16 protein-coding genes are annotated in these 24159 nt (G+C 42.7%); 6 read left to right on the plus strand and 10 right to left on the minus strand.

Going from position 1 to position 24159, the window contains the following annotated elements:
• Positions 1-71: 71 nt before the first annotated feature.
• The 10 genes from J5A56_RS07895 to rplM all read right to left on the minus strand — a co-directional run bounded on the left by J5A56_RS07895 (position 72) and on the right by rplM (position 11882).
• Positions 72-1529: an IS4 family transposase gene (locus tag J5A56_RS07895; RefSeq protein ID WP_211815557.1), complete on the minus strand. Its 1458-nt coding sequence runs from the start codon at positions 1527-1529 to the stop codon at positions 72-74.
• 109 nt (positions 1530-1638) lie between these two features.
• Positions 1639-2100, minus strand: coding sequence for a hypothetical protein (locus J5A56_RS07900; protein ID WP_021671646.1), 462 nt, complete (start codon positions 2098-2100; stop codon positions 1639-1641).
• Positions 2101-2432: 332 nt separating this feature from the next.
• Positions 2433-2936, minus strand: coding sequence for a 2-C-methyl-D-erythritol 2,4-cyclodiphosphate synthase (gene ispF, locus J5A56_RS07905; RefSeq protein WP_036919571.1), 504 nt, complete (start codon positions 2934-2936; stop codon positions 2433-2435).
• Positions 2937-3124: 188 nt separating this feature from the next.
• Entirely contained in the window at positions 3125-4291 is a 1167-nt protein-coding gene (gene porV, locus J5A56_RS07910) for a type IX secretion system outer membrane channel protein PorV (protein ID WP_021671644.1), read from the minus strand.
• Between the two features lie 60 nt (positions 4292-4351).
• Positions 4352-7951, minus strand: a complete 3600-nt coding sequence (gene porU, locus J5A56_RS07915; RefSeq protein ID WP_021671643.1) for a type IX secretion system sortase PorU — start codon at positions 7949-7951, stop codon at positions 4352-4354.
• Positions 7952-8033: 82 nt separating this feature from the next.
• Positions 8034-8651, minus strand: coding sequence for a fumarylacetoacetate hydrolase family protein (locus J5A56_RS07920; RefSeq protein WP_021671642.1), 618 nt, complete (start codon positions 8649-8651; stop codon positions 8034-8036).
• A 143-nt stretch (positions 8652-8794) separates the two neighbouring features.
• Positions 8795-9793 (minus strand): translation elongation factor Ts, encoded by a 999-nt coding sequence (gene tsf / locus J5A56_RS07925; RefSeq protein ID WP_021671641.1) that lies wholly within the window; start codon positions 9791-9793, stop codon positions 8795-8797.
• A gap of 124 nt (positions 9794-9917) precedes the next feature.
• The gene (gene rpsB, locus J5A56_RS07930) at positions 9918-10733 is read right to left on the minus strand and encodes a 30S ribosomal protein S2 (RefSeq protein ID WP_021671640.1); all 816 of its coding nucleotides are present in this window, start codon (positions 10731-10733) and stop codon (positions 9918-9920) included.
• 286 nt (positions 10734-11019) lie between these two features.
• A complete protein-coding gene (gene rpsI / locus J5A56_RS07935; protein ID WP_021671639.1) occupies positions 11020-11406 on the minus strand; it encodes a 30S ribosomal protein S9 in 387 nt (128 codons plus the stop codon).
• An 11-nt stretch (positions 11407-11417) separates the two neighbouring features.
• Positions 11418-11882, minus strand: coding sequence for a 50S ribosomal protein L13 (gene rplM, locus J5A56_RS07940; protein ID WP_021671638.1), 465 nt, complete (start codon positions 11880-11882; stop codon positions 11418-11420).
• Between the two features lie 524 nt (positions 11883-12406).
• Between rplM and J5A56_RS07945 the strand changes: the two genes are divergently transcribed.
• The 6 genes from J5A56_RS07945 to J5A56_RS07970 all read left to right on the plus strand — a co-directional run bounded on the left by J5A56_RS07945 (position 12407) and on the right by J5A56_RS07970 (position 23843).
• Positions 12407-13504, plus strand: a complete 1098-nt coding sequence (locus tag J5A56_RS07945) for a lactonase family protein (protein ID WP_021671637.1) — start codon at positions 12407-12409, stop codon at positions 13502-13504.
• A 628-nt stretch (positions 13505-14132) separates the two neighbouring features.
• The gene (locus tag J5A56_RS07950) at positions 14133-16772 is read left to right on the plus strand and encodes a substrate-binding domain-containing protein (RefSeq protein ID WP_036919563.1); all 2640 of its coding nucleotides are present in this window, start codon (positions 14133-14135) and stop codon (positions 16770-16772) included.
• Between the two features lie 195 nt (positions 16773-16967).
• Positions 16968-19280, plus strand: a complete 2313-nt coding sequence (locus J5A56_RS07955) for a TonB-dependent receptor (RefSeq protein ID WP_021671635.1) — start codon at positions 16968-16970, stop codon at positions 19278-19280.
• Between the two features lie 305 nt (positions 19281-19585).
• Positions 19586-21481, plus strand: a complete 1896-nt coding sequence (locus J5A56_RS07960; RefSeq protein WP_036919560.1) for a GH32 C-terminal domain-containing protein — start codon at positions 19586-19588, stop codon at positions 21479-21481.
• Between the two features lie 312 nt (positions 21482-21793).
• Positions 21794-22954 (plus strand): MFS transporter, encoded by a 1161-nt coding sequence (locus tag J5A56_RS07965; protein WP_021671633.1) that lies wholly within the window; start codon positions 21794-21796, stop codon positions 22952-22954.
• Positions 22955-22961: 7 nt separating this feature from the next.
• Complete coding sequence (locus tag J5A56_RS07970; protein WP_021671632.1) at positions 22962-23843, plus strand: carbohydrate kinase family protein; 882 nt, start codon at positions 22962-22964, stop codon at positions 23841-23843.
• Positions 23844-24159: the final 316 nt, after the last annotated feature.

A 24159-nucleotide genomic window follows, 5' to 3' on the forward strand; every position in this document is an offset into this window, starting at 1 on the left:
CCCTCTATTTTATGGGTATTTCAACCAAACTGCTTTGCGAATACCCATGAATGTGAGCCGTTAACACTTGTCTAAAATATGTTTACGGTTGTGAGCTTTTCTTGTTGCCTGTCTTCCAATGCTTTGACCATAATCTCAAAGTTGTTCCGCATTTCTGAGTCGGTGACTATTAACTGCCCTATCTCACTAACAGAGAACCCAAGAACGTCACAAAGAGTAGCAAGCAACCTCTCTATGCACTTCAGCACACGATGCCATAACGTAAGTGCCATGACATCTTCTTCCATGTCAGCAAACAATTCACCCATGGTCTCATACTTTGACATCCGTTTTTCTAACGACATCACGATATATGTAATGTAGCAGAGCGTTGCATCAGCAATCTGACCATCAAAGTCTCTCCCCATGTATGAGCCGAGTCCGAGATGTCCCTTTGTCTCCTTGTTGACCACTTCAATGTTCCATCGTATCTGGTATAACTCGAAGGCACGCACAAAGCTTATCGATAGATCCGTACTAAGCATGATATTCCAAGTCTGTCGACGTCCATATCTAATCAGGTATATCCTGACTGGTATATTCCCCAAACAACCCCTCAACTCAATGTACTGACACTTGTACTTTCGGCAGCATTTGGTACGTCTTGCATACATTGCTACGAGCTCAGCGGCATTGTGTCGCTTATTCTCCACAAAGTACTTTGTCTTTCCCATCTTTGCAAGACCAATGTAGTGTATAGCTCCGTTGCCTACTCTCCTGATTTCCTCAATGAACTTCTCGCAGGCAAACCAACTATCCGCCAAGGCATAATGGGGATGAATACCACTCTTCCACATGCGCTGGAGCATCCTTATGGCTGAGTCCATCTTGCTCATACCGCACTCTTGATTCCGCTCATACGCTGGGCTCTCTTTCATGCGTCTCTTGGAGAATCTGCTGCGGAGTGCCTTCTTGCCAAGTCCACCGTCCCCTTTCTTTCCTAATTCCTCATGGATGGAGAAGTCGAACGGCAGAGAGGACTTACCATCGAAGAACAGGCACAAAAGAAGCTTGTAGCCTAGGACATAGTTCATTCGCACATGGTCAAAAACCTTGGTGATATGCTCAAACTTCTTACCAGTCTTTTCCAAGGTTGTATCGTCAAATATGACACAGGAGTTTTCGCTCTCTGTCTGAATGCCATTCTTCCGGAGAATGCATTCAAAACGAAGAACAGTATAGCTAAGCAAACGACGCCAATTCATTGTCTGCCTGATCATCATACGATAATAGCAGTTCTTTCCAGTGGTGAGAAGATGGTAGAAATTCTTCTTGTATATGGAGTGTATCGTCTCACCATTAATACGGAAAAGACAAAGGGAAAGAATCAGTTGAACAGCGGAGATACCATCGTGTTTCTCCAAAGAAAGCCTACAGAGTAGACGTCCAAGACCAAATTTTGAGAAAAGTGAGAGAATATCGCTATTCATCTTACTTTTAACACTTAAAAGCTTGGATATCTCGCTTAAATTGTCTAATTTTGCATCCATAACAGTTACTCTTTAATTTATTGATAATCAATGTAATAAAGCACTACAAAGTTACCAATAATTATTGAGAAACTGTTATTTTAAGCCAACTTTTTGAGGGTGGGAGACTTTAGTTAGCTTTATTAGCTGTAAAGGTTACTGACTCTGTGGGTATACCATTGTCAGTCCATTCAACTCCATTAATTTTTCCTGTGTTACATTTGCTTTCCAATGTTCCTGTAAAAGCAATGTTTGTAATCTGCTGTCCAGTTGGTACTGTGAAAGTAATGCTACCACCATTTTTGTAGAAACGCAGGTCGGTTTGATCTCCAACTCTCCATATGCGAGTTGCTGTTTTTGCACTTGTGCATCTCATAGTAACTTTATTGATAGAGTATTCTCTATCTTCTAAGTTAGTACTTCTTTTCTTTTCATTTTCCTTACCCTTACCCTCACCTTTTTCAGGTTTATTAATTCCTAATGCATTGAGTCCTTCGTCAGAAGAAAAATCAAAAGTAACAGTGTCTGCAAGTACCCGCAATGGCGATATTAAAACAAACGTTAGTACTAAAATGTGTAAAAAATGTTTCATGCTTTTTGTATAAATAGTATATTGGTTTTTGTTGTCGTATATGAGGTAAAGTATATATTTTAGGTTTATATGTTTGGTCTGCAAAGTTAATACTTTTTTTACACATATAGATCAAATGAAGTAGAATGTTTCATTGTGTAATAGATTTTGCACATGATAGGGTAGAATATGATACCTACTATTGCATGAAATGAAAAAAGGGACACATACCGTGTCCCTTTTTTCATTTAACAACCAATGTCGTTATATATTGTTCTGTTCAAGCACTGATAATTGATCAGTCCTTATGTAGATTCTCTATGTAGAATATTCTGCATTACGTTTTTGTACGCTTATTCCTTCACAATCATGCAGACTGCGTATGCAGCCATACCTTCTTCACGTCCAACGAAACCCATATGTTCAGAAGTAGTAGCTTTAATAGATACGGCATCAATGTCACAGCCGATAATCTCTGCCAGACATTCGCACATAGCAGGGATATGTGGGTTTATCTTTGGGCGTTCTGCACATACGGTTGCATCAATGTTTCCTACACGATAGCCCTTTGTTGCCAAGAGGTCAATGGTCTTGCGAAGAATGACCTTTGAGTCCATATCGAGCGTATCAGCAGAGGTGTCGGGGAAATGATAACCAATATCGCGCATATTAGCAGCACCGAGTAGGGCATCACAGATAGCGTGAATGAGTACGTCAGCATCACTGTGTCCAAGGAGTCCAAGGGTATGCTCAATTTTGATACCACCTAAATATAGGTCACGTCCTTCAACGAGTTTGTGTACGTCGTATCCCATTCCGACACGGAAAGATGGGATGGATAGGGTAGAATTGCTCATAATAATGGGGACCTTCCCAGGCTCTTCTAAGGTAGAGGATGTTTTATGCAGGGGATAGGTTCTTATTGGTTTATATTAAAAGTCTTATAATACTTATGTAAAGAAGATTACTATCAAGAATTTGGCTAATGGTAGTAATTACTCCCCTCCCTTTGGGGGAGGGGTTGGGGGAGGGGCCAGTTGTTTGTTTACCTTCTCTTAAACAGATCCTTGATACCATCCATATCAAATGTGAGAGAGAAGCGGAGGGTTTGATCAAGTGGATTGTTTTTGGCGGTTGCGATGACATATCCAGCGTCAAGAGCGAAGACATTCATCTTAAAACCTGCACCCACGGTGAAGTACTTACGGTTACCTTTGTTCTCGCTTTCGTGATGATAACCAGCACGGAGTGAGAACTTATCGTTATAGGTGTATTCTGCACCTAAGCTCCACTGTATCTCCTGTAACTCCTCTGAAGCACCATTAGGCGCATCACCGAAGCTCTTGAAGATACCAGAGATAGACGATACGTCATAGTATTCCTTCTGAAGGCGGTTATCATAATCAACCTGTGATTCGTCTGCCTTGCGCTTTGGATAGGTAGGAACCAGCAACTTATTGGCATCAGCAGCAATGGTAAAACGGTTGAACTCATCGATAGGTATCATCAACGATGCACCTAAACGAAGGTTGGTTGGAATGAACTCAGAACGATTGTCACCACCGAAAGTAATCTTTGAACCGATGTTAGAGATATTCATACCTAAACCTAACTGGCACTCACGCTCACCAATATTGATATAGTTCTGATAATAGCAAGACAAGTCGGCAGCAAAGGCAGAACCCGGTGCGGTATCATCTGTATAATTATAAGTAAGGTCAGAGTAAATCCAACGTACTGCTGCACCCAAAGAGAAATGCTCACTTAACATCAGAGAGTAGGCAACGTCCATAGACATCTCGTAAGGGTTAATGGTCATATTAGACCCATCAGTCATCTGTACTTCACCCAAAGAGAAGTAACGCATAGAAGCTGAGACAGCACTATAGTCACCAATGCGATAGTAACCAGCAAGGTAAGCTAAGTCAATGTCGCTCACTAATTGGCGAAGCCAAGGGGTATAGTTCAGTGACACACCTGCACGCGAGATGTTAAAAGGATATTTGGCAGGGTTCCAATACTGTGAGTTCACATCTGGATCAGTTGCTGCACCAACGTCACCCATACCTGCAGCACGTGCATCAGGGGCGATAGTCTGTGAGGTTACTGATGTGTTGACTGGGTTAAAGATATCCTTCTTCTCCTGCGCAAAAGTGGTTGATGAAGCAAGAATGGTCAGTGAGAAGATGGCAATTCGAAGCTTATTAATCATTCTGTTTTAATTGGGTTGCTTGTTAATTGTTTCTATATGGATTGAAACGTTCTTCTTCTGTTATTTATTGTCTAATATAATCAGTTTCTTAGCTTTCGACACCTTTGTAGCACCATTGCTACTGAGGCGTACTCGATAGAGGTAAACACCTGTTTTGAGTTTTGCCCCATTCTCAACGGTAAGGTCCCAGTTGGCGGTGATAGCATTGCCCGATGCAACAGCTGTTTCGCTACGATGCCACAATAGTCGACCGCTCATATCGAATACTTCAATGTCAATATCGACATCTGAACCAATGTAGTTGTGAGTAACGATGAAGGTCGTTTCTGTCTTAGCAGGGTTCTTAGAGGCGTTGACACTATATATTTCTGGTGCCAGTCCCTTGACAACTTTAAACTGAAGAGTTACGGTCGAAGGGTTGTTCTGTATGTCCCACGCACGGAATTGAAGGGTGTGAGGACCCTCTGAAAGTTCAGGTAGGCTGAAGCCTGTTGTTCCTGAAGTATAGCTACCGAAGTCATATCGGAAGTTGTCGTTCAAGATATAGGTCTGTGTCATCTTACCATCGATGGTAAGCTGCATGTCATGTCCAATTCCATTGCCTGACGCATTGATACCATCCTTATCTGTTATCTGTGCAAAGAAGTAAGGAGTACTGTTTACTTCACCACCATTGATAAAAGAAGGAGAATTGAGATAAGCATAGATAGATGGACCGATAGAATCGTTATAAACAATCTCAGAGCCATCAATCGTGAAGCCTTCTTCATGTCCTTGTGCCATGAGGGTATGGCTGTCGTTGATTGCCGATAGGTTCATCAAACCTGTACCTGCGGCATAGTTGATGTCACGTGGTACAGCAAAGGTGAATGTAAACTCACCATTCTTGATACTGTCTGTACCATTGTATAGCACTTTCTGTCGATCGTAATATTGGAACGCACTTGCGGATGTATCCTCTTGCTTCTTACATGTAATAAGCTCTTTTGTATCACGTACGGTAGCTGTGAGTAATCCTTTGAAGTCGGTTTGTTTGCTACCATTCTTTGTTATGTATCCTTTGACAGTAACAACGGAGCCTCCTTTGAGTGTAACAGAACCTGTTGTACTTGGTGTTTGTCCATTGATAGTCTCGACTTTGACCTCTAATGTAGGGAGATTCAATGCGAGTGCAGGGTCACCCAATAGCGCATATTGCAGTTTATTAGGTGTGAGGTCGCTGTTAGAGTTTATCAACTCACATTTTGCTAAACGTTGTGCTTCACCCAACGTTGTTGGTTTTCCATTGGTAAAACTCAGTACATGTTTTAGGAAAGCTGTGTTGATAGCCTTGTTATAGTATGCATATACCGTACGTGTGGTACCCCAGAAAGCAACGGAGCCACCCTTTTTGTTCAACATAGCTGCTTCGCCGATAGTTGGAATAGTACCATCGTACGGCATGATGTCACAGCTGGCTGTAATCCAAAGTGGGAGATTGGTATTGGTAAAGTTGGCAAAGTCGGTGAGGCGGAGCACTGCTTCATGTGAAATCTGGTCTTCCTTTCCATGTCCAGCATAATCCATGATCAGTGCGCCTTGTGCCTGTTGTTGCCTAATGATAGCACTTACTTCAGGATAGCTATTACCAGTAGCAGAGGAGGTGCGTGTGTAAGCATCCCACATGACTTTCTTTACCTGATAGCTTGGATAAAGTCCCATGATGGTTTCAGCTGTCTCATTGACATCGTGCATGTGGAGATTATTGTTACCATCATCGCCCATGAACATAATCACATTCTCCCAACTACCACCATTCATGTTCTCTGCATAGTTGATAGTTTTATCAACTAATATCTTTGCATCAGATATATCAGTAACGGGGAAGCGTCCGACTCCAAGGTCTTCTTTGTCACGTCTTAGTAAGTTTCCACCTTCACCATCGTCCATCAATGTAAACCAACCGTCATTGATATAGCAGTCGGTCTCACTAAATGAGTTCTCGCTTTCGTATGCAAGGAGATAGTCGTCTGGGTTAAGGTTACGGCATGCACTGGTTACCATACGGTTATCCCATACGCAATCACCAAAGAGTAAGAGCGACTGTGGGAGGTTTGTAGTGTTAGCACGATCGTAAAGCATCTTCATGTAACGACGATAAGCCATAGCATCAGGAGTTCCACTTGAAAATTCGTTATAGAGTTCGTCTGCTGGAACGATGCGTACGGAGATATTGTCATGTGAGCGATGGAAGTCTGCTAAGCGTTCTGCCTGCTTCAATAATTTCTGGCTTGTAGGTATGATAATAACCATATTGACAGGCTCGTGAGCATGAAGGTCCTGATTGGTTATGTTATAAACATACTCTGGAGCTGGGAAAGAAGCTTTCAAAGACGGAGCTGGAGCAGGGGTTGGGTAGGTCATAATGAGGTAGTCAAGGCGTGCTGGACCACCTGATGTCGTCGTTAGTTTGATGCTGTCAACAGCATGGAGGGTGTTGAGCGTATAAGTTCTAACCTCTTCATAACCTTTATCGAAAGATTCTTGAGGTGTGATTCTAATGTCGCCAAGACGCTGACCATTAGCTTCTACCTTTACAATAGAAGTATAAGTACCTGTTGTGACTGCTACTGTTAGTTTTGCACTTGTAGCACGCGCTTTGTTGGCTAAGGTGAAAACTTTCCCTTCATTTAGTTTCAAAGGTGTCTCTTCAAAGAGGTTTCGTCCTCCATGATACCAACTGAAATTATCCACTTCATGCAGACTGTGATAGTCATCAGCTGATGGATAGAAGCTATTGAGGAAGGTGGTGCTGTCTGTAATAACAGCTGGTGTGCTATTATTATCCTCTGTCAGGAAATAATAACCAAAGTTAGAGTAGGGGTTACGGATTCTCTTTACCGACGTATTACTTTCCCAACTAACAGGACCACGAGCATAGAAGAGCCGTCTACCATTGCTTTTATAGGTAGGAACTTCCTGCAGGTCATCATGGGTTTTGATGTAATCATCTGTCAATATTTCATTCTGTAGGTTTCCACCATACCCATAGATTTTCACGTTATCAATGTTAGAAAAGCCCGCTCGACGGATAAGCTCATAGGTTAATTGATAAACTCCATTGGCGGGAACACGTATCTTTGCCCATTTACCATTGGCAAGAATGGAATGATCAGCATAGCGATTAGATGTAGTTGACGCTGAAACACCTCCAGCTCGGGTCTCAACACCTTTTAGCTTTTTTGTCGTTGTCTTCTTAGGATGTGAGCTAAGGGCTATCATAAAACTGACGAGAAATTGTTTCTTTCCACTGCGTTGAACGATTGGCGTCAGAGAAATTTCTAAGACACCACGCTTGCGTTCTACAGTCATCTGTTGATGTATCTCAGGCAGTGTTGGTGGAACGATACTTGTTAATGCGTTGTAGCGTTCAATGTCCGCCTTACTCATATCAATGAACTCTGGGTAGCGTATCTCCAATTCATAGGTTGAATCAGCATACTGCTCTCCAACAGGAATAGCATAGTGAAACTGTGGCAATAATGAGTCTATTGTCACATCTTTAACTGTTAGATTGAAAAATCTTTGCTGTTGAGCTGATAGTTTTATACAACCCAAGAGAAGCATTAAGCAGAGTATTGCTGAACGTTTCTTCATCAGCTTGTTTATTCCTTTTGTCATTCTGTTTGTATATTCCTCTTTTCTTTAAAGCTATTGCCAGTTATTCCCTCTATTCGGTTTGTTCATTTGAGCTTCGGAGTGTTTATTTACAATTGAAGTCGAGGACCTTTCTCTCTTCGATATATCCTTCTAAGTGATCATTGATATGTACGGGTCCACAATCTGATGGGCAACCTGTATAGATGATGTCGCCTGTCTTTAGCGTGAAGTAGCGACTAATGTAACTGATGATTTCATCTATTTTAAATAGCATATCACTCGTACATCCTTCTTGAACGGTCTGCCCATTGATGTCAAGATGGAAACGGAGTCTTTGCACATCAAGGAATTTGTCCTTTAACACCCATTCGCCTAAAGCTGCCGAACCATCAAAACCTTTGCAGAGCTCCCACGGTAGACCTTGTGCTCTTAGTTTTTGCTGTAACTCGCGTGCTGTGAAGTCGATGCCTACGGTCACGGCATCATAGTATCTATGGGCGAAACGTTCAGAGATAGTCTTTCCCAATCGACAGATACGCACGACGAGTTCTGTTTCATATTCAATCGTTCCCAAGTCATCGGGAATGAAAAATGGTTTCTTATCTTTCAGTAGGGCAGAGTCTGCCTTAGTGAAGATAATCGGACCTTCCAGTGTAGATAACGTTTCGTTTAGCGATTTATTATGTTTGGCATAATTCATGCCGACTGCAAAGATTTTCATTGTCAATGGGGATTGAGATTTATTGGGCTTATTAGCCTAATTGGACTAATTAGACTAATAAGCCAGTCTATTAAAAAAAGAGTTGCAGGCGCCTAATGGCTTTCCTGCAACTCCCATATCTTTCTTCTTAAGAAGCTCTGTGATTACTCTGCAGAGAGTGTGAAGCGCTTGTAAGCAACAATCTTAAGATCCTTGCTCTGAGCCTTAAGCCACTCGTTAACGCTCTGCTTGTCGCCATCACCGAACTGGAACTCCTGATCAACGAGACAGCTCTCCTTGAAGAACTTGTTCAGACGACCCTTAGCGATGTTCTGAATCATATCCTCATTGAGGTTTGCAGCCTTCTCAGCAGCAACAGTGTTACGGATTTCGATAGCCTTGTCAGCCTCCTCACGAGTCAACCAACCTTTCTTGATGTTAGACTCGATGTGGTCTTCACTGTCAACGAGGTTAGGATTGATGCCTGCCTTCTTGATTGCAGCAACAACAGCCTTCTCAATCTGCTCTTCCTTAGTCTTTTCAACAGCAACCTTGAACTCCTCGTCCTTAACAGACTGTGGAACAGAACTCTCGTCGAGAGCTACTGGCTTCATAGCTGCAACCTGCATAGCTACCTTGTGACCAGCCTCTTCGTTGTTCTCGTTGAGCTGAACCATAGTAGCGAGAGTATGCTTGTTCATGTGGTCATAAACAGATACATTCTCACCCTCAAGGAAGTTGTAGCCATCGAGTTCCATCTTCTCACCAGTAACACCAGAACGCTGCTGAACAGCAGTAGCAGCATCCTCACCGTTAGCGAGCTTAAGAGCCTTAACCTCATCAAGGCTCTGGCACTTGTTAGCAACAGCAGCGTCCAGAATCTCCTGAACGAGGGCAATGAAGTCCTGACCGTTAGCAACGAAGTCTGTCTCACACTTAATAGCAACCATAGCAGCAAAGCCATCAACCTGCTTTACGAGTACACAACCGTTTGATGTCTCACGGTCAGAACGCTTTGCAGCAATAGCCAAACCACGCTCACGGAGCAGTTCCTTTGCCTTGTCAAAATCGCCATCAGCCTCAGTGAGAGCTTTCTTTACGTCAGCCAGACCAGCGCCAGTCATAGCGCGGAGCTTCTTGATATCTTCAATAGATACAGCCATTTTTTGTTTTCCTTTCTAATATTATTAAATATTGTGGGCGTTGATGAGGGATAATAAACTTCATGTATTATAAATAATATAGAAGCTCATTAACACTCACCAGCGCCCACTATGTTTCATTTAATTACTCAGCAGCTGGTGCCTCGTTCTCATCCTTTGGAGCTACTTCAGCCTTGCGAGCAGCGCGCTTTGGCTTTGCTTCAGCGGCCTCTTCAGCCTGCTCTGCAGCAGCCTTCTCGTCAGCCTTCTCAGCCTTACGCTCCTCAAGACCCTCTGCGATAGCATTGCAGCAAGCAGAGAGGATAGCCTCTACTGAATCCTTTGCGTCATCATTTGCTGGGATGACGTAATCGATGTGCTTAGGGTCAGAGTTGGTATCAACGATACCGAATACAGGAATACCGAGACGGTTAGCCTCCTTAACAGCGATGTGCTCCTTCATTACGTCTACAACGAAGAGTGCAGATGGCAGACGAGTCAAGTCAGAGATAGAACCGAGGTTCTTCTCGAGCTTAGCACGCTGACGTGAAATCTGCAAAAGCTCACGCTTAGAGAGGTTAGAGAATGTTCCGTCGTTCATCAACTTATCGATATTTGTCATTTTCTTCACAGCCTTACGGATAGTTGGGAAGTTGGTCAGCATACCGCCAGCCCAACGCTCGTTTACGTATGGCATGTTAACAGCTGAAGCCTTCTCAGCTACAACTTCCTTAGCTTGTTTTTTAGTAGCGACGAACAGAATCTTCTTACCACTCTTAGCAATACCCTTGAGTGCTTCTGCAGCCTCGTCAATCTTAGCTACAGTCTTGTGAAGATCGATGATGTGGATACCATTGCGCTCCATGAAGATGTAAGGAGCCATAGCTGGGTTCCACTTGCGACGGAGGTGGCCAAAGTGGCATCCTGCCTCCAATAACTGGTCAAAATTTGTTCTTGACATGTTGTTTGATTTACTTGTTTACTTTCTTTTCAATTCTTTCTTGGCGAATAAGCTTCGCCAGGCTTGTTAGAATCAACCGATGGGTAGTCCCCCGATAAGGAATCGCATCAGTTTAGATACTAAACCTTTTCCTTTACCTTTGAACTTTGAGGTTTGAACTTTAGCCTTTCAGCTTTTACCTTTGAGCTTTAACTTTTTTCTTTCTGTTTTGCTTTGTTCTTTTACCGAACAAAGCATATCATAAAGTTCAAAGTTCAATATTCAAAGTTCAATGACAAAGAAAGTATTAACGCTTACTGAACTGGAAGTGAGCACGAGCCTTTGGCTGACCTGGCTTCTTACGCTCAACAGTACGACTGTCGCGTGTCAGGAATCCGTGATCCTTCAGGTTCTTCTTGTCTTCAGCATTAACCTTAACCAATGCACGAGCGATAGCAAGACGCAGTGCCTGGCTCTGACCAGTAAAGCCGCCACCATCGAGGTTGGCCTTAATGTCATACTGACCTTCTACACCGAGCAACTGCAGTGGCTGCTTAACCACGTACTGCAGGATAGCTGATGGGAAGAATTCAGTTAAATCTTTCTTGTTGATAGTGATCTTGCCGGTGCCCTCTGAGAGGTAAACACGCGCTACTGCGCTCTTACGGCGACCAATTGCATTAATTACTTCCATCTTTCTCCTTATTATTTATACTGGTTAATATCAATTGCCTTTGGCTTCTGTGCCTCAAGACCGTTGAGCTCTGTACCTTCGATAACGTGGAGGTTATCCAAGAGATGACGACCTAAAGGACCCTTTGGTAACATACCCTTAACGGCATGACGAATCATCTTGTCGATACCATTCTTACGAGTACGAAGCTGGGCAGGAGTGTTAAAACGCTGACCACCTGGGTAACCAGTATAACGTGTGTAAACCTTATCAGTCTCCTTCTTGCCAGAGAATACAACCTTAGCTGCATTGATAATGATTACATTGTCACCACAATCTACATGTGGGGTAAAAGTTGGCTTGTACTTTCCGCGAAGAAGCTTAGCTACTTTAGAGCAAAGGCGACCTACAACCTGATCGCTTGCGTCAATAACGACCCACTCTTTCTTAGCTGTTTCCTTGTTTACGGAAATAGTCTTGTAACTTAAAGTGTCCATTCAAAAAAATTAATAATTTTACTACTAAAAAACGTTTTCTGTTTCTACGACTGTGCTTTTCCTAACCATGTTGCCCGGCCAAAGACAACACTATTAACACGCATCGTATGGGGTTCTAAGAATTCCCCCTTTAATAATCGGACTGCAAAGGTACTTATTTTCAACCTTATATAATAATGTTAGCTTGTTTAAGTGTATGATTTTTAGGTTTATTTAACATAAATCCATCTATCTTTGTCTTCCGTTCCTGTCTTAGTTCTTCTGTTACTCTGTCTTCCTATATTCTGTCTTAGTTCTTCTGTTACTCTGTCTTCTCTTACCCTGTCTTCAATTGTTTGTAAAAACTTAAAAATGCGGCGAGGAAGTCAAAAATGGTAAAAAAGACAGCGTGTTATGATTGTTTTATTTATTTTTGTACGACTATATGCCTCTTTTATGTCTTGAAAGAATGACGTAAGTCAGTCGGTTATTATTATAAATAGGTGAAACATAGAACATACATTAATATAACAGATTAAACAAAGATGAAATTAAAATCTATTTTCTTAGGTGTGACTTTAGCCTGCAGTTCTGTCCTCGGCTTTGCCGACAATAACATTAAAATGGTTGTTGGAACCTATACCGATGCAGGCGGTCAAGGATTATACTCTTTTTCTTTCGACCAGTCAACAGGCAAAGCTACTGGTATTAGCTCTCTGAATGTAAATAATCCTTCTTATCTTACTTTCAGCAAAGATGGTCGTCATATTTATGCTGTTAGCGAGAAGAACAATGCAACGGCTGTACTCAATTGCATTGGTTTTGACCCTATTAAGGGTACTTTTGCTTTTAAGAATTCACAGTTGACCAATGGTGGTGATCCTTGTTATGTTGATACCAATGGCAAGATTGCGCTCACAGCTAACTACTCTGGTGGTACTATCTCTGTGTTCCCAATCCTCAAGAACGGAACACTTGATAAGTCTTTGTTGCAGATAGGCAGTAAGAAGGGTGGTCCTAACCGTACACGTCAGAATACCCCTCATGCACATTGTGTCATCTTTGCACCTGATGGTAATATTCTTACAACCGACTTTAGTGGCGATCGTATTCTTTGCTTCTCTTACAACAAGCGTGATAAGAAGTTAGAGGATCATGGCATTGCAGCACACGTAAAGGCTGGCTCTGGTCCACGTCATCTTGTTTTCTCTCCTAATGGCAAGTATGCTTACCTCATGAGCGAGTTGTCTGGTAAGGTGACGGTCTTCTCTTATAAGGATGGTAAATTAAAGGAGTTACAGACAATCGCTGCTGATTATGCACATGCACATGGTGGTGCTGATATCCATGTAAGCCCTGATGGTGAGTTCGTTTATGCAAGTACACGACTGAAGGGTGATGGTATCACCATCTTCCGTGTAAATGACAATGGCACCTTGACGCGTGTTGGGGCACAGCACACAGGAAAGCATCCACGTAACTTTGCTATTACTCCAAATGGTAAGTACCTCCTCGTTGCCTGCCGTGATGATAACGAGATACAGGTTTACTCACGTGATAAGAGTACTGGGTTGCTTCAAAATACCAATCAGGATATTATTCTTAGCCATCCTGTTTGTGTGAAGTTCTATCCAGAGAAATAGATTCTTTAGGAGTTAAAGGGTTAAGGATTGAAAGGGAGTTAAGGCAATACTTGATTCCCTTTTATTGGAGTTAAGGGGTTAAGGAGTGAAAGGGATTTAAGACAATACTTGATTCCCTTTTGTTGGAGTTAAGGATTGAAAGGGATTTAAGACACACTTGTTTGCTTTCTTTCTGCTTTCCAATGCTTGAAAGTATTTGTCTCGAAGCCTCGGACGGTTGTCCCGAAGCGTCCGGACACATTGTCCGAAGCCTTCGGATAGTTGTTCCGAAACGTTCGGACACTTTGTTCGGAGCATCCGGACGTTTAATTTAGTTGATGAATTGACGAGTTAGACAAGCTTACAAATTGACAAGTTAATGAGTTTGCCGAGTTAACAATTTGCTTGTTTTGAAGACAGAGTAACAAGCAAATTATTCCCAATACTCCCCCTTCTCTGCGGGAGAGAGGGCTGGGGGAGGCTTTAATGAGCCTAATAGGTTTAACGATTTCCTGTATTTAAAGGCATTAAATATCCATTTGTCGTCTTTTTTACGCTCATAATTACTTGTCTATTACTTGCAGATACAAAAGAAAGAATGTATCTTTGCTGTGGTAAAGAAGTATTTTACATAACCTTTTTAATTATTATGCAGATAAGACAATGGCTATATGTTATTCTTTTTATAGTTGTGTTTTCAGCCTGTTCGGATAACAACACAAAGAAGTATGTCATTGGTGTCTCTCAATGTTCTGAAGATATCTGGCGCGATAAACTTAACAACGAACTTGTGATGAGTACCTATCAGCATGACAATGTGAAGCTGAATTTTGCTTCTGCTAATGATAATGACAAATTACAGAAACAACAGATTGACCAGTTTATAAAGGAAAGAGTCAATCTTCTTATTGTATCACCCAATCAGATTCATACCATTTCATCGGTCATAGACAAGGCATATGATGCTGGTATTCCCGTAATCCTTTTTGATCGTAAGACAGATTCCGAGAAGTACACAGCTTTTATTGGAGCCGATAACTATGAGGCTGGGCACGAGATGGGACAGTTCATTGCACGCCAACTCAATGGCAAGGGAAACGTTGTAGAGATAGGCGGACTAAAGGGTTCTTCGCCTGCTATTGAGCGTGACCGTGGCTTTAGGGATGCACTGAAGACTTATCCCGATATTCAGGTTGTCAATCATCGTTATGCTGACTGGCTGCAGAATAGTGGCGAAGCCGTTATGGACAGTATGCTCAAGCAGGACATGAAGATTGATTATGTCTTTGCACAGAATGATCGTATGGCTATCGGTGCGCTGCAAGCGGCAGAGAGGAATGGGATGAAGAGTATAAAGTTTGTTGGTATTGATGCCCTTCCCGGTCCAGGTGGTGGTATGGAGAGCGTGCGCGACGGCAGACTGATGGCTTCCTATATCTATCCAACCCGTGGTGACCTCGTTATGCAACTGGCATTGAATATCTTAGAGAAGAAGTCTTACAAGCGTGATAACTATCTGAAAGGTACACTCGTAACGGGCAATAATGCTAATGCCCTCCTCCTTCAGAACGAGGAAATCATGAAGCAAACAGCACGACTTAAGTCGTTGCATGGAGAGATAGATAATTATCTGGCTCAGTACAACCATCAGAAAGTTTACCTCCTTCTCTTCAGCATCATCGTCTTGCTGCTTGTGGGTATCATGATTTACGTCTATCGAACTGTTGTTGCACGCCATCGGATAGAAGAGGAAACCGTTGCAGCCAAGCTACAGTTCTTTACTAATATCAGTCATGAGCTACGTACACCGCTTACACTGATAGCTGAACCTGTGAACTATATCATTCATGATGATAACCTCAATTCACAACAACGAAGTATGCTTCACATTATACAACGTAATGTAGTTGTTCTGACACAATTGGTTAGTGAGATACTGGATTTTCGTAAAGTGCAGAATGGTAAGATGGAACTTCGCCTCTCCGACTTTAATCTTACGGAAAATATGAAACAATGGATTATGCTCTTCAGCGCCTCTGCGCAGAAGAAGCATATAACTATCAGTATGGAAGCTCCTGATACTATCTTGCTCAGAGCAGACCAAGATAAGATAGAGCGTATCTGCTATAATCTTCTTAGTAATGCTCTAAAATATACGTCTGAAGGTGGAAAAATCTCTCTGCAAGCTATAAAGAAAGACGAACGAGTTATAATTAGTGTGGCAGACAGTGGTTGTGGTATTTCTAACAACGAACTTCCCTATATCTTCGATCGTTTTTATCAAGCTAAGAATGCTGGTCGTGGAACAGGTATCGGATTGGCTATCGTGAAGGCTTTCACAGAATTGCATCACGGAGTAGTAAGTGCTACAAGTGTGGAGGGTAAAGGCAGTACCTTCAGTATTAATATTCCTGTTAGGCAGGAAGGAACAGTAAGTAAGCAGCCGACAGAGAAGGTTGAGCAACTGGTTGAACCTTCAGCAATAAAAGAAATTCCTAATCAAGCTCGACATATTGATGAACTTGTACAGCCCCATCAGACTGACAAACCAGAGGTTTTAATCATTGATGATAATATTGATATCCGCACTTATTTAAGGTCAGTTCTATCTGAAAAGTATAATGTAAGTGAAGCTTCTGATGGAAAAGTTGGTTTGGAGCTTGCAAGGAAAATAGTCCCTGATATAGTGTTGTCGGACATTATGATGCCTGTGATGGATGGATTAGAGTTTTGTCAACAGCTGAAAACAGACAAAGCCATCAGTCATATTCCCGTCATTTTGCTAACAGCACGTAGCTTAGATGAGCAACGTGCCGAAGGTTATGAGCATGGTGCAGATGCCTATATTTCGAAACCTTTCTCACTTCGTTTACTTCTCTCGCGTATTGATAATCTTATAGAAAGTAGGAAGAAGTTGAATCAAACATGGTCAAAAGGTGTTGAGGACGATGAAATCGGTAATTTGTCGAATGAAATTGATAAGTCTTTTCTCAAGCAATTGCGAAAGATTATACAAGAAAACCTTTCCAATAGTGATTTAAGTGTAGAGCAAATTGGCGATGAAATCGGGCTTTCTCGTGTACAACTCTATCGAAAAGTAAAGGCTCTTACGGGATATTCTCCTGTTGAAATGCTCCGTAAAGCCCGCCTCATGCGTGCCCGTCATCTGCTCCAGACAACCGATAAATCGGTGTCAGAGGTGGCGTATGCTGTAGGTTTCTCTACCCCAAGTTACTTTTCAAAGTGTTATAAGGAGGAGTTTGACTTGCAGCCCGCACAGGAACGATAACGACCATATATCAGCCACATATAACAAAACGTTCACAGGATAGAACGAATGTTTCGCAGACACAATATTTGCAGTCTATGAACGAATTTTACGTCACACTATTAGTTTATCATTGTAATTTTGCACCGTAGTTAGTTACCTAAAAGGAAAAAGAGACTGCAACTTAGAATATTCACATTACTAAACAATTTAATTATGGTCAACTTTTATCATCTTTCATTACGCTTAGGTGCGTTATTGTTAGCCACCTTGCCTGCTTTCTCTATTGTCAGTGCTCAGGATGACAACAGTAACAAGAAGGATAACGGGAATAAGGAAGAGAGCAATCGTAACGTGATGTTGAACGCTGCCAGTGCCAACGGTCCACGTGAGATACAGATTGGTCTGCCTTCTGCTGATGTCAATGTGCTTGAGAATGGTTTGCCGGTTACCTATGCAACCAATCCCCGCAGCGTCAATTCTCTTTGGCGTGGCGATGCCAGTCTGAGTCATCAAGGATTGCTTAAGATTGCTGAAACTGCCATTACAACTGGCAATATCGGTTATGCTGTCAACTCTTTCACGCAGTTGGGACAGGATGGTTTTCACGGAACACTTAACTACAAGACCAATCATTTCGGCTTGCAGGAAATGTCGTTGAACCTGAATGGTTCGTTCGGAAAAGGCTGGTATTATAGCGGAAGCATGTATCAGGACAGCGATCCCGGTACGTTCAAAATCAAGAGTTCGCAAAACCAGGACCGCACACAGATTTACAAGGCTGCCATCACGAAGCGTTATGCTGGTAATAAAGGCGAGCTTGCGGCTATGTATAGTTATAGTAACAGCCATCCTGTCTACACCTACGCCACACAGTCGGCACCGTTTATCTATGTCGGTGACGGTAGCGTGAAGGAATATGGCGGCTTCAAGCTCGGTACGACATCCTATCTGCCAGTGGATGCGAACATTACCTATCGGGATATGCGTGACGGTCAGTTGAAGAGTATTTCTCTCTATGATGCCATCGCCAATCGCAGCAGTCAGATTTCATTGATGAACAACTACGATTTTGGTAATGGACTCTCTTGGAAGGCAATGGCACGCTTTGATCATGGTCATGCAGCTTTGGTTTATCAGACTCCGATGTCGCTGATTAACACGAAGGCACCAGGTTTCATCAATAATTATATGCAGTATGGCATTGATGGAAGTCAGTCGCTTTATAATGGTGAGTATGTCCAGACCCGAATGTCTTGTCTGAACTCTGGTGATATCAACGAGTTCCTTTTCACTTCAGAGCTTTCAAAGAAGTTTCGCAAATCAACACTGCGTGTAGGTGTCAACGAATGGTACTATCATATTGATTATACATCTAATACAACAATGTATGATCAGAGCGTCCCTTCTGATGGAAGCTATCCTGTACGACTCTATGATGCTGGTAAGCGCACGTCTTTCTTCTATGATTATAACAAGAATGCATCTGAGTTCTATCGTGGACATGAGAATAAGACAGCCCTTTACTTTACCCATGACTGGGATGTTCTCCCACAGTTGAATCTCTACTACGGTGCTCGTGTTGAACTTCAGAAGCTCAAGGGTGAGAACCTTGCTGTGAAGAATGCAGCTGGTGATTACGTCGGACGATTTACCGATTACCATCTCGGTGCTACCGCTGCTGATGGCACGAAGATAATTCCTGTGCCATTGGATTACAGCTGGTTCAACTATGACCTCGCCCTTGCTGCAACCTATAAGGTGAACAACCATTTTGGACTGACGGGTGATTTCACCTATATCGTTCAGCATCCGAAGTTCGAGGCATTCTCTCCAGCGACACTCCCTAACACTGACAAGATTTCCGTTCCTCTTGGTCGTGTAGGTTTTTACTATAACAACGCATGGGTGAGCCTTACCTCCCTCTTCTCTTACATCTCAAAGACCAACAACAACTCTACGCTTAATCTTCAGCACGGAAGCGAGATTATGGCTGCGCCACTTACTTACGATATACAGACCATCGGCTGGACTACTGACGTGGTTGCTCATCCTGTAAAGGGACTTGACGTTCACTTCCTCTTCACCTATCAGCGTCCTACCTACAAGAAGTATGAAACTTCGGTTACCTTCGCTGACGGATATGTCGGCAGTATCAATGCTACTGGCAACATCGTAGCTGAAATTCCAAGAGTACTCATCGAGTTTGACCCGAGTTACATGGTTACGAAAGATATCAAGCTATGGACCAGTTTCCGTTATTTCAGCAAGACCTACGCCAATATTAACGATGCCTACTATTTCAATGGACACTGGGAAACATTCGGAGGTGTGAACTGGCAGGTTAACAAGCGATTGGCTTTAGGCTGTACGGTAGTGAACTTCCTTAACCAGACAGGTGCGAAAGGTAGTATTGCCGGTGCAGAACTTATCACGAAGAATGAAGCTAAGAACATTAAAAACCAGTTGATGACAGGTAGTTATCTACGTCCATTCACCGTTGAGTTCACTGCTTCTATCAAGTTCTAAGATATATAACCAACGATGCTCCAGGGTTGTTCAAATTATTATCAGGCTGTGGTGACGTTATTACCAAGCACTGGTAACATGCTTACAAAGCGTTTGTAGTGTGTGTACAAAGCGTTTGTAGTGTGTGTACAAAGCGTTTGTAATATAGTTATCAAATGCTGGGAATATATGAATAATCAGTTGGTGGCAGATAAATTGTTGGCATCTAATATTCAAGAACATATCAGAAATAAGAGCAAAATATTATCCGGCATGTTCCATAAGTTCCAAATTCTGACTGGAACATGCCATAACTAAAAATAGCTATGAACAGAAGAAATACGATCCTATGTGCTACATTGACAGTACTTTCACTGTCAGTCACTGCACAGACAATGAAGATTACACGTGCTGGTGATACCACCATCGTGAAGATTGAGAAGTCCCCACAGTATCTCATCCTTCCTGTTGAGGAAGAGAAGGACGAGGCACAGGTGCTCCTCGACAACGGAAAAGCTACCGATACATGGATGGATGTACGACTGGCACAAGGGAAAACCGATTATTATGTACCTTTCAAGCTCAATAAAGGCAGAACTTCTGTCGTTAAGATTCTCAACCTGAAGGCTGATGCACTGGCACTCAAGAAGGGACAGATGAAACTTTCAAACGTTTGGGATGTGACCAATACCGACTTCTATCGTCCTTCTTATCATCACACTCCTTCGTATGGCTGGATGAACGACCCTAACGGTATGTTCTACAAGGATGGCGTCTATCACCTCTGCTATCAGTATAATCCATACGGTTCAAAGTGGGGTAACATGCACTGGGGGCATGCCATCAGCCGTGACCTCATCCATTGGAAAGAGGTGGAACCGACGATTGCACGTGACCCGATGGGACATATCTTCTCAGGAAGTGCAGTTATTGACAAGGACGGTACAGCGAATTATGGTAAGGATGCCATTGTTGCCCTCTATACATCAGCCAGTGACAAAAACGGTCAGATACAGTGCATGGCGTATAGTACCGATGGCGGTTACACCTTCCATAAGTATTCCGGGAATCCAGTCCTTACTCCTTTTGACGGACTCAAGGACTTCCGTGACCCGAAAGTGTTCTGGTATGCTCCGTTGAAGAAGTGGTATATGATTGTTTCAGCCGACAAGGAGATGCGTTTCTATTCGTCACCTAACCTGCGGGATTGGACTTATGTCAGTGCTTTCGGTCAGGGATATGGTGCACAGCCTAACCAGTTTGAATGTCCAGATTTCTTCCAGTTACCTGTTGACGGAAATCCTAACAAGAAGAAATGGGTGATGATTGTCAACATAAATCCGGGCTGTCTCTTCGGTGGAAGTGCTACGGAATACTTCATTGGTGACTTCGATGGGAAGAACTTTGTCTGCGACAGTAAGCCTTCTATTGCTAAATTCCTCGATTATGGCAAGGACCATTATGCCACTGTAACCTTCTCTGGTGTCCAAGACCGTGTACTGGGTATTGCGTGGATGAGCAACTGGCAGTATGCCAATGTTACTCCTATCCGCCAGTATCGTGGTGCCAACACTCTCCCACGTGAGTTCAAGCTCTTTACTGGCAAGGACGGACAGATTTATATGTCGTCCAATGTCGTACCCGAAGTTGCCGGACTGAGAAAGACTTTCAAACGTCTGCCTGACTTGGTCATTACGCAGGGGAAGGATTCAAAGAATCTCTCCTCCAGCAAGGAGAATGCCTTTGAAATGGAGATGGATGTGACTCCCAGTGATGCTGCCAAGACTGGTTTCATCCTCTACAATGAAAAGGGTGAGAAGGTAGACATCTATTTCGATATGAAGGCTGGCAGGCTTGTCATGGACCGAACCGAGAGTGGTAGGACCAAATTTGGTGAGAAGGCTGAAGCCCATAAGATAGAAAAGGAATTCGACCTGCACGAACACCGTGAGATTAAGGAGCCGTTCCGCAAGTTGAATTCTGTCAACTATAAGAACGACTTTGCACTCGGCACATGGGCTCCATTGAGTCTCTGCGACTCAAAGACCTATCATCTGGATGTCTTTGTTGACAAGTGTTCAATTGAGATTTTCGTCAATGGCGGTCGTATTGCAATGACTAATCTTGTGTTCCCGACGCAGCCATACACATCTGTCAAGTTCTACTCTGATGGCAACAAGGCCGCTTACAGGAATATAAAGGTGAGTGAGCTGAGGCTGTAATTTGCTGATTTTCTGCTGCGTTGAGGCTTTGGTACTGTCGGGAAGATGACTATGGTCAACCTTGTCTTCCTCCCCAGTCCCTGCAACAAGATTTTTGCAAAGGGACTGTAATGGGAAGACTCGTGCAGTGAAGAGGTGAGTAACGCCGCATAAGGGAATGTAACATCTCGTTCATTTGTCGCAAGAAAATCTCTTTGGGAGACATTTGTTGCGATAAATGAACGGAAAGTAATAGTTGTTTTCATTGCTAAATCATAACTTTGCAATCGAAATCAAGACAATCACTTACGCAAAACTAAAAATTTAAAGATTATGTCGAAAACCAATAAACTCACACTACTGCCCGTAATGCTTTGCTTTTTTGCAATGGGCTTTGTTGACTTAGTGGGTATTGCCTCCAACTACGTAAAGAACGACTTGCAGCTGTCGGATTCTACAGCCAATGTCTTTCCATCCCTTGTTTTCTTCTGGTTTCTTATCTTCTCCGTACCAACAGGTATGTTGATGAATAAGATAGGACGTAAGAAGACGGTACTTATAAGTCTTGTCGTCACCTTATTCTCTCTTCTCTTGCCAATTTTCGGCGAGTCATACGGCTTAATGCTCGTATCGTTTTCATTGCTTGGAATAGGCAATGCATTGATGCAAACATCGTTGAATCCGCTGGTTTCAACGGTTATGAAAGGTGGTAACTTGGCTTCAACACTTACCTTTGGACAGTTTGTTAAGGCTATCGCTTCATTTATGGCACCTTACTTTGCTATATGGGGAGCGCAGGCAAGTATTCCTGCCTTTGGTCTCGGATGGCGCATTCTCTTCCCAATTTATTTGATTATTGGTACCCTTGCAACCCTTCTGCTCTTCTCAACACCTATTGAAGAAGAACCAATCGAGGGCAAGGCAAGCTCTTTCGGAGAGTGTCTTAGCCTGTTGGGTAAACCTATTGTTTTGCTCAGCTTCTTAGGTATTATGTGCCACGTAGGTATTGATGTAGGAACAAACACCACGGCGCCAAAGATACTGATGGAGCGTTTAGGTATGTCATTGAATGATGCAGCCTTTGCAACTTCTCTCTACTTTATCTTCCGTACCATCGGATGTCTGACTGGCTCTTTCTTCCTTCGTGTAATGAATAACAAGCTATTCTTTATTATTTCGGTTACGATGATGGCGCTTTCAATGTGTGGAATGGCTGTAGGAACGTCAAAGACCGTACTTTTTGTAGCGATTGCTCTTGTAGGTTATGGTAACAGCAACGTTTTCTCAATGGTCTTTGCACGTGCTTTACAGAGTGTTCCCGACAAGCAGAACGAGGTGAGCGGACTGATGATTATGGGACTTTTCGGTGGTACAATCTTCCCACTCTTGATGGGTTTTGCCAGCGATGGATTCGGTCAGGTGGGTGCTGTTGTCGTAATGGCAGTGGGCGTACTCTACCTCTTTTCTTATATTCCAAAGATGAATAATAAATAATACAGATATGAAACAGTTAATCGTTGGCCTCGGAGAGGCATTGTGGGATTGTCTTCCTGAAGGTAGAAAGTTGGGTGGTGCACCTGCAAACTTTGCTTATCATACAGGACAGTTTGGACATGACTCGTTGGCTATTAGTGCTGTCGGAAATGATGCCTTGCGTAAGGAAACACTCGATGAATTCGATAAAAAAGGCGTAAAATACTTGATGCCGGAGGTGGATTATCAGACAGGAACGGTGCAGGTGGAACTCGACAGTGAAGGTATACCTACTTATGACATCAAAGAGGGTGTAGCTTGGGATAACATACCGTTTACTCCTGAGATTGAAGAAGCAGCCAAGAACTGTCGTGCGGTATGCTTTGGTTCACTCGCACAGCGTAGTAGTGTAAGCCGCCAGACAATACAGAAATTCCTCGAAACAACGCCAAAGGATTGTCTCAAGATATTTGATATCAATCTTCGTCAGAACTTCTATACAAAGGAGGTTATCACCACGTCGCTCCAGCATGCCAATATCCTCAAGATTAATGATGAGGAACTTGTTACTATCGGTCGTCTTTTCGGTTATCCGGGTCTTGATATCGAGAATAAGTGTTGGTTGCTTTTAGGAAAGTACAATCTTGATATGCTTGTGCTGACTTGTGGTGTCAACGGTTCGTATGTCTTTGCGCCAAACCTCAAGTCGTTCCAAGAAACACCATCGGTTGAGGTTGCTGATACCGTTGGTGCAGGTGATTCCTTTACGGGTGCTTTCACTTCTGCCATCCTTGCGGGTATGCCTCTTCCAGATGCTCATAAGTTAGCAGTGGATGTTAGTGCGTATGTCTGCACGCAGAATGGTGCTATGCCAAAGCTTCCAAAGAAACTACTGGATAGAATTAAGTAAGCTGTGCCTTATCTCTAAACCCTATGCTGTTTTAGGGGTGGGGCAATAAACTTATATTATAATTTTCTCAATAGGTTTTAGGAATAAAGATTTCAGGATGATTTTTAGCTTGAATTAATTGTAGAAAGTTTCTCTTTCTTCGATTAATTCAGGCTTTTTTGTGTTTTTTCCGTTGTGTTGTTACCCTCATAGGATGTACTCCTCTTGCCTCCTTGACCGCCTCCTTTCGAATTATTTTCATGAAAATAATTCGAAAGGAGTGTCAGGTTGTAGCTGTTTTTGTTGGAAATATATAATAAAAAATGGGATAGTATCA

Source organism: Prevotella melaninogenica (assembly GCF_018128065.1).
Taxonomy (GTDB): domain Bacteria; phylum Bacteroidota; class Bacteroidia; order Bacteroidales; family Bacteroidaceae; genus Prevotella.

Coding starts and splice junctions, on each gene's coding strand:
- J5A56_RS07970 (WP_021671632.1), top strand. CDS start 22,962: ATGAAACAGTTAATCGTTGGCCTCGGAGAGGCATTGTGGGATTGTCTT.
- J5A56_RS07945 (WP_021671637.1), top strand. CDS start 12,407: ATGAAATTAAAATCTATTTTCTTAGGTGTGACTTTAGCCTGCAGTTCT.
- porV (WP_021671644.1), bottom strand. CDS start 4,291: ATGATTAATAAGCTTCGAATTGCCATCTTCTCACTGACCATTCTTGCT.
- tsf (WP_021671641.1), bottom strand. CDS start 9,793: ATGGCTGTATCTATTGAAGATATCAAGAAGCTCCGCGCTATGACTGGC.
- rplM (WP_021671638.1), bottom strand. CDS start 11,882: ATGGACACTTTAAGTTACAAGACTATTTCCGTAAACAAGGAAACAGCT.
- J5A56_RS07920 (WP_021671642.1), bottom strand. CDS start 8,651: ATGAAAATCTTTGCAGTCGGCATGAATTATGCCAAACATAATAAATCG.
- J5A56_RS07965 (WP_021671633.1), top strand. CDS start 21,794: ATGTCGAAAACCAATAAACTCACACTACTGCCCGTAATGCTTTGCTTT.
- J5A56_RS07895 (WP_211815557.1), bottom strand. CDS start 1,529: ATGGATGCAAAATTAGACAATTTAAGCGAGATATCCAAGCTTTTAAGT.
- J5A56_RS07900 (WP_021671646.1), bottom strand. CDS start 2,100: ATGAAACATTTTTTACACATTTTAGTACTAACGTTTGTTTTAATATCG.
- J5A56_RS07955 (WP_021671635.1), top strand. CDS start 16,968: ATGGTCAACTTTTATCATCTTTCATTACGCTTAGGTGCGTTATTGTTA.
- rpsB (WP_021671640.1), bottom strand. CDS start 10,733: ATGTCAAGAACAAATTTTGACCAGTTATTGGAGGCAGGATGCCACTTT.
- J5A56_RS07960 (WP_036919560.1), top strand. CDS start 19,586: ATGAACAGAAGAAATACGATCCTATGTGCTACATTGACAGTACTTTCA.
- rpsI (WP_021671639.1), bottom strand. CDS start 11,406: ATGGAAGTAATTAATGCAATTGGTCGCCGTAAGAGCGCAGTAGCGCGT.
- J5A56_RS07950 (WP_036919563.1), top strand. CDS start 14,133: ATGCAGATAAGACAATGGCTATATGTTATTCTTTTTATAGTTGTGTTT.
- porU (WP_021671643.1), bottom strand. CDS start 7,951: ATGACAAAAGGAATAAACAAGCTGATGAAGAAACGTTCAGCAATACTC.
- ispF (WP_036919571.1), bottom strand. CDS start 2,936: ATGAGCAATTCTACCCTATCCATCCCATCTTTCCGTGTCGGAATGGGA.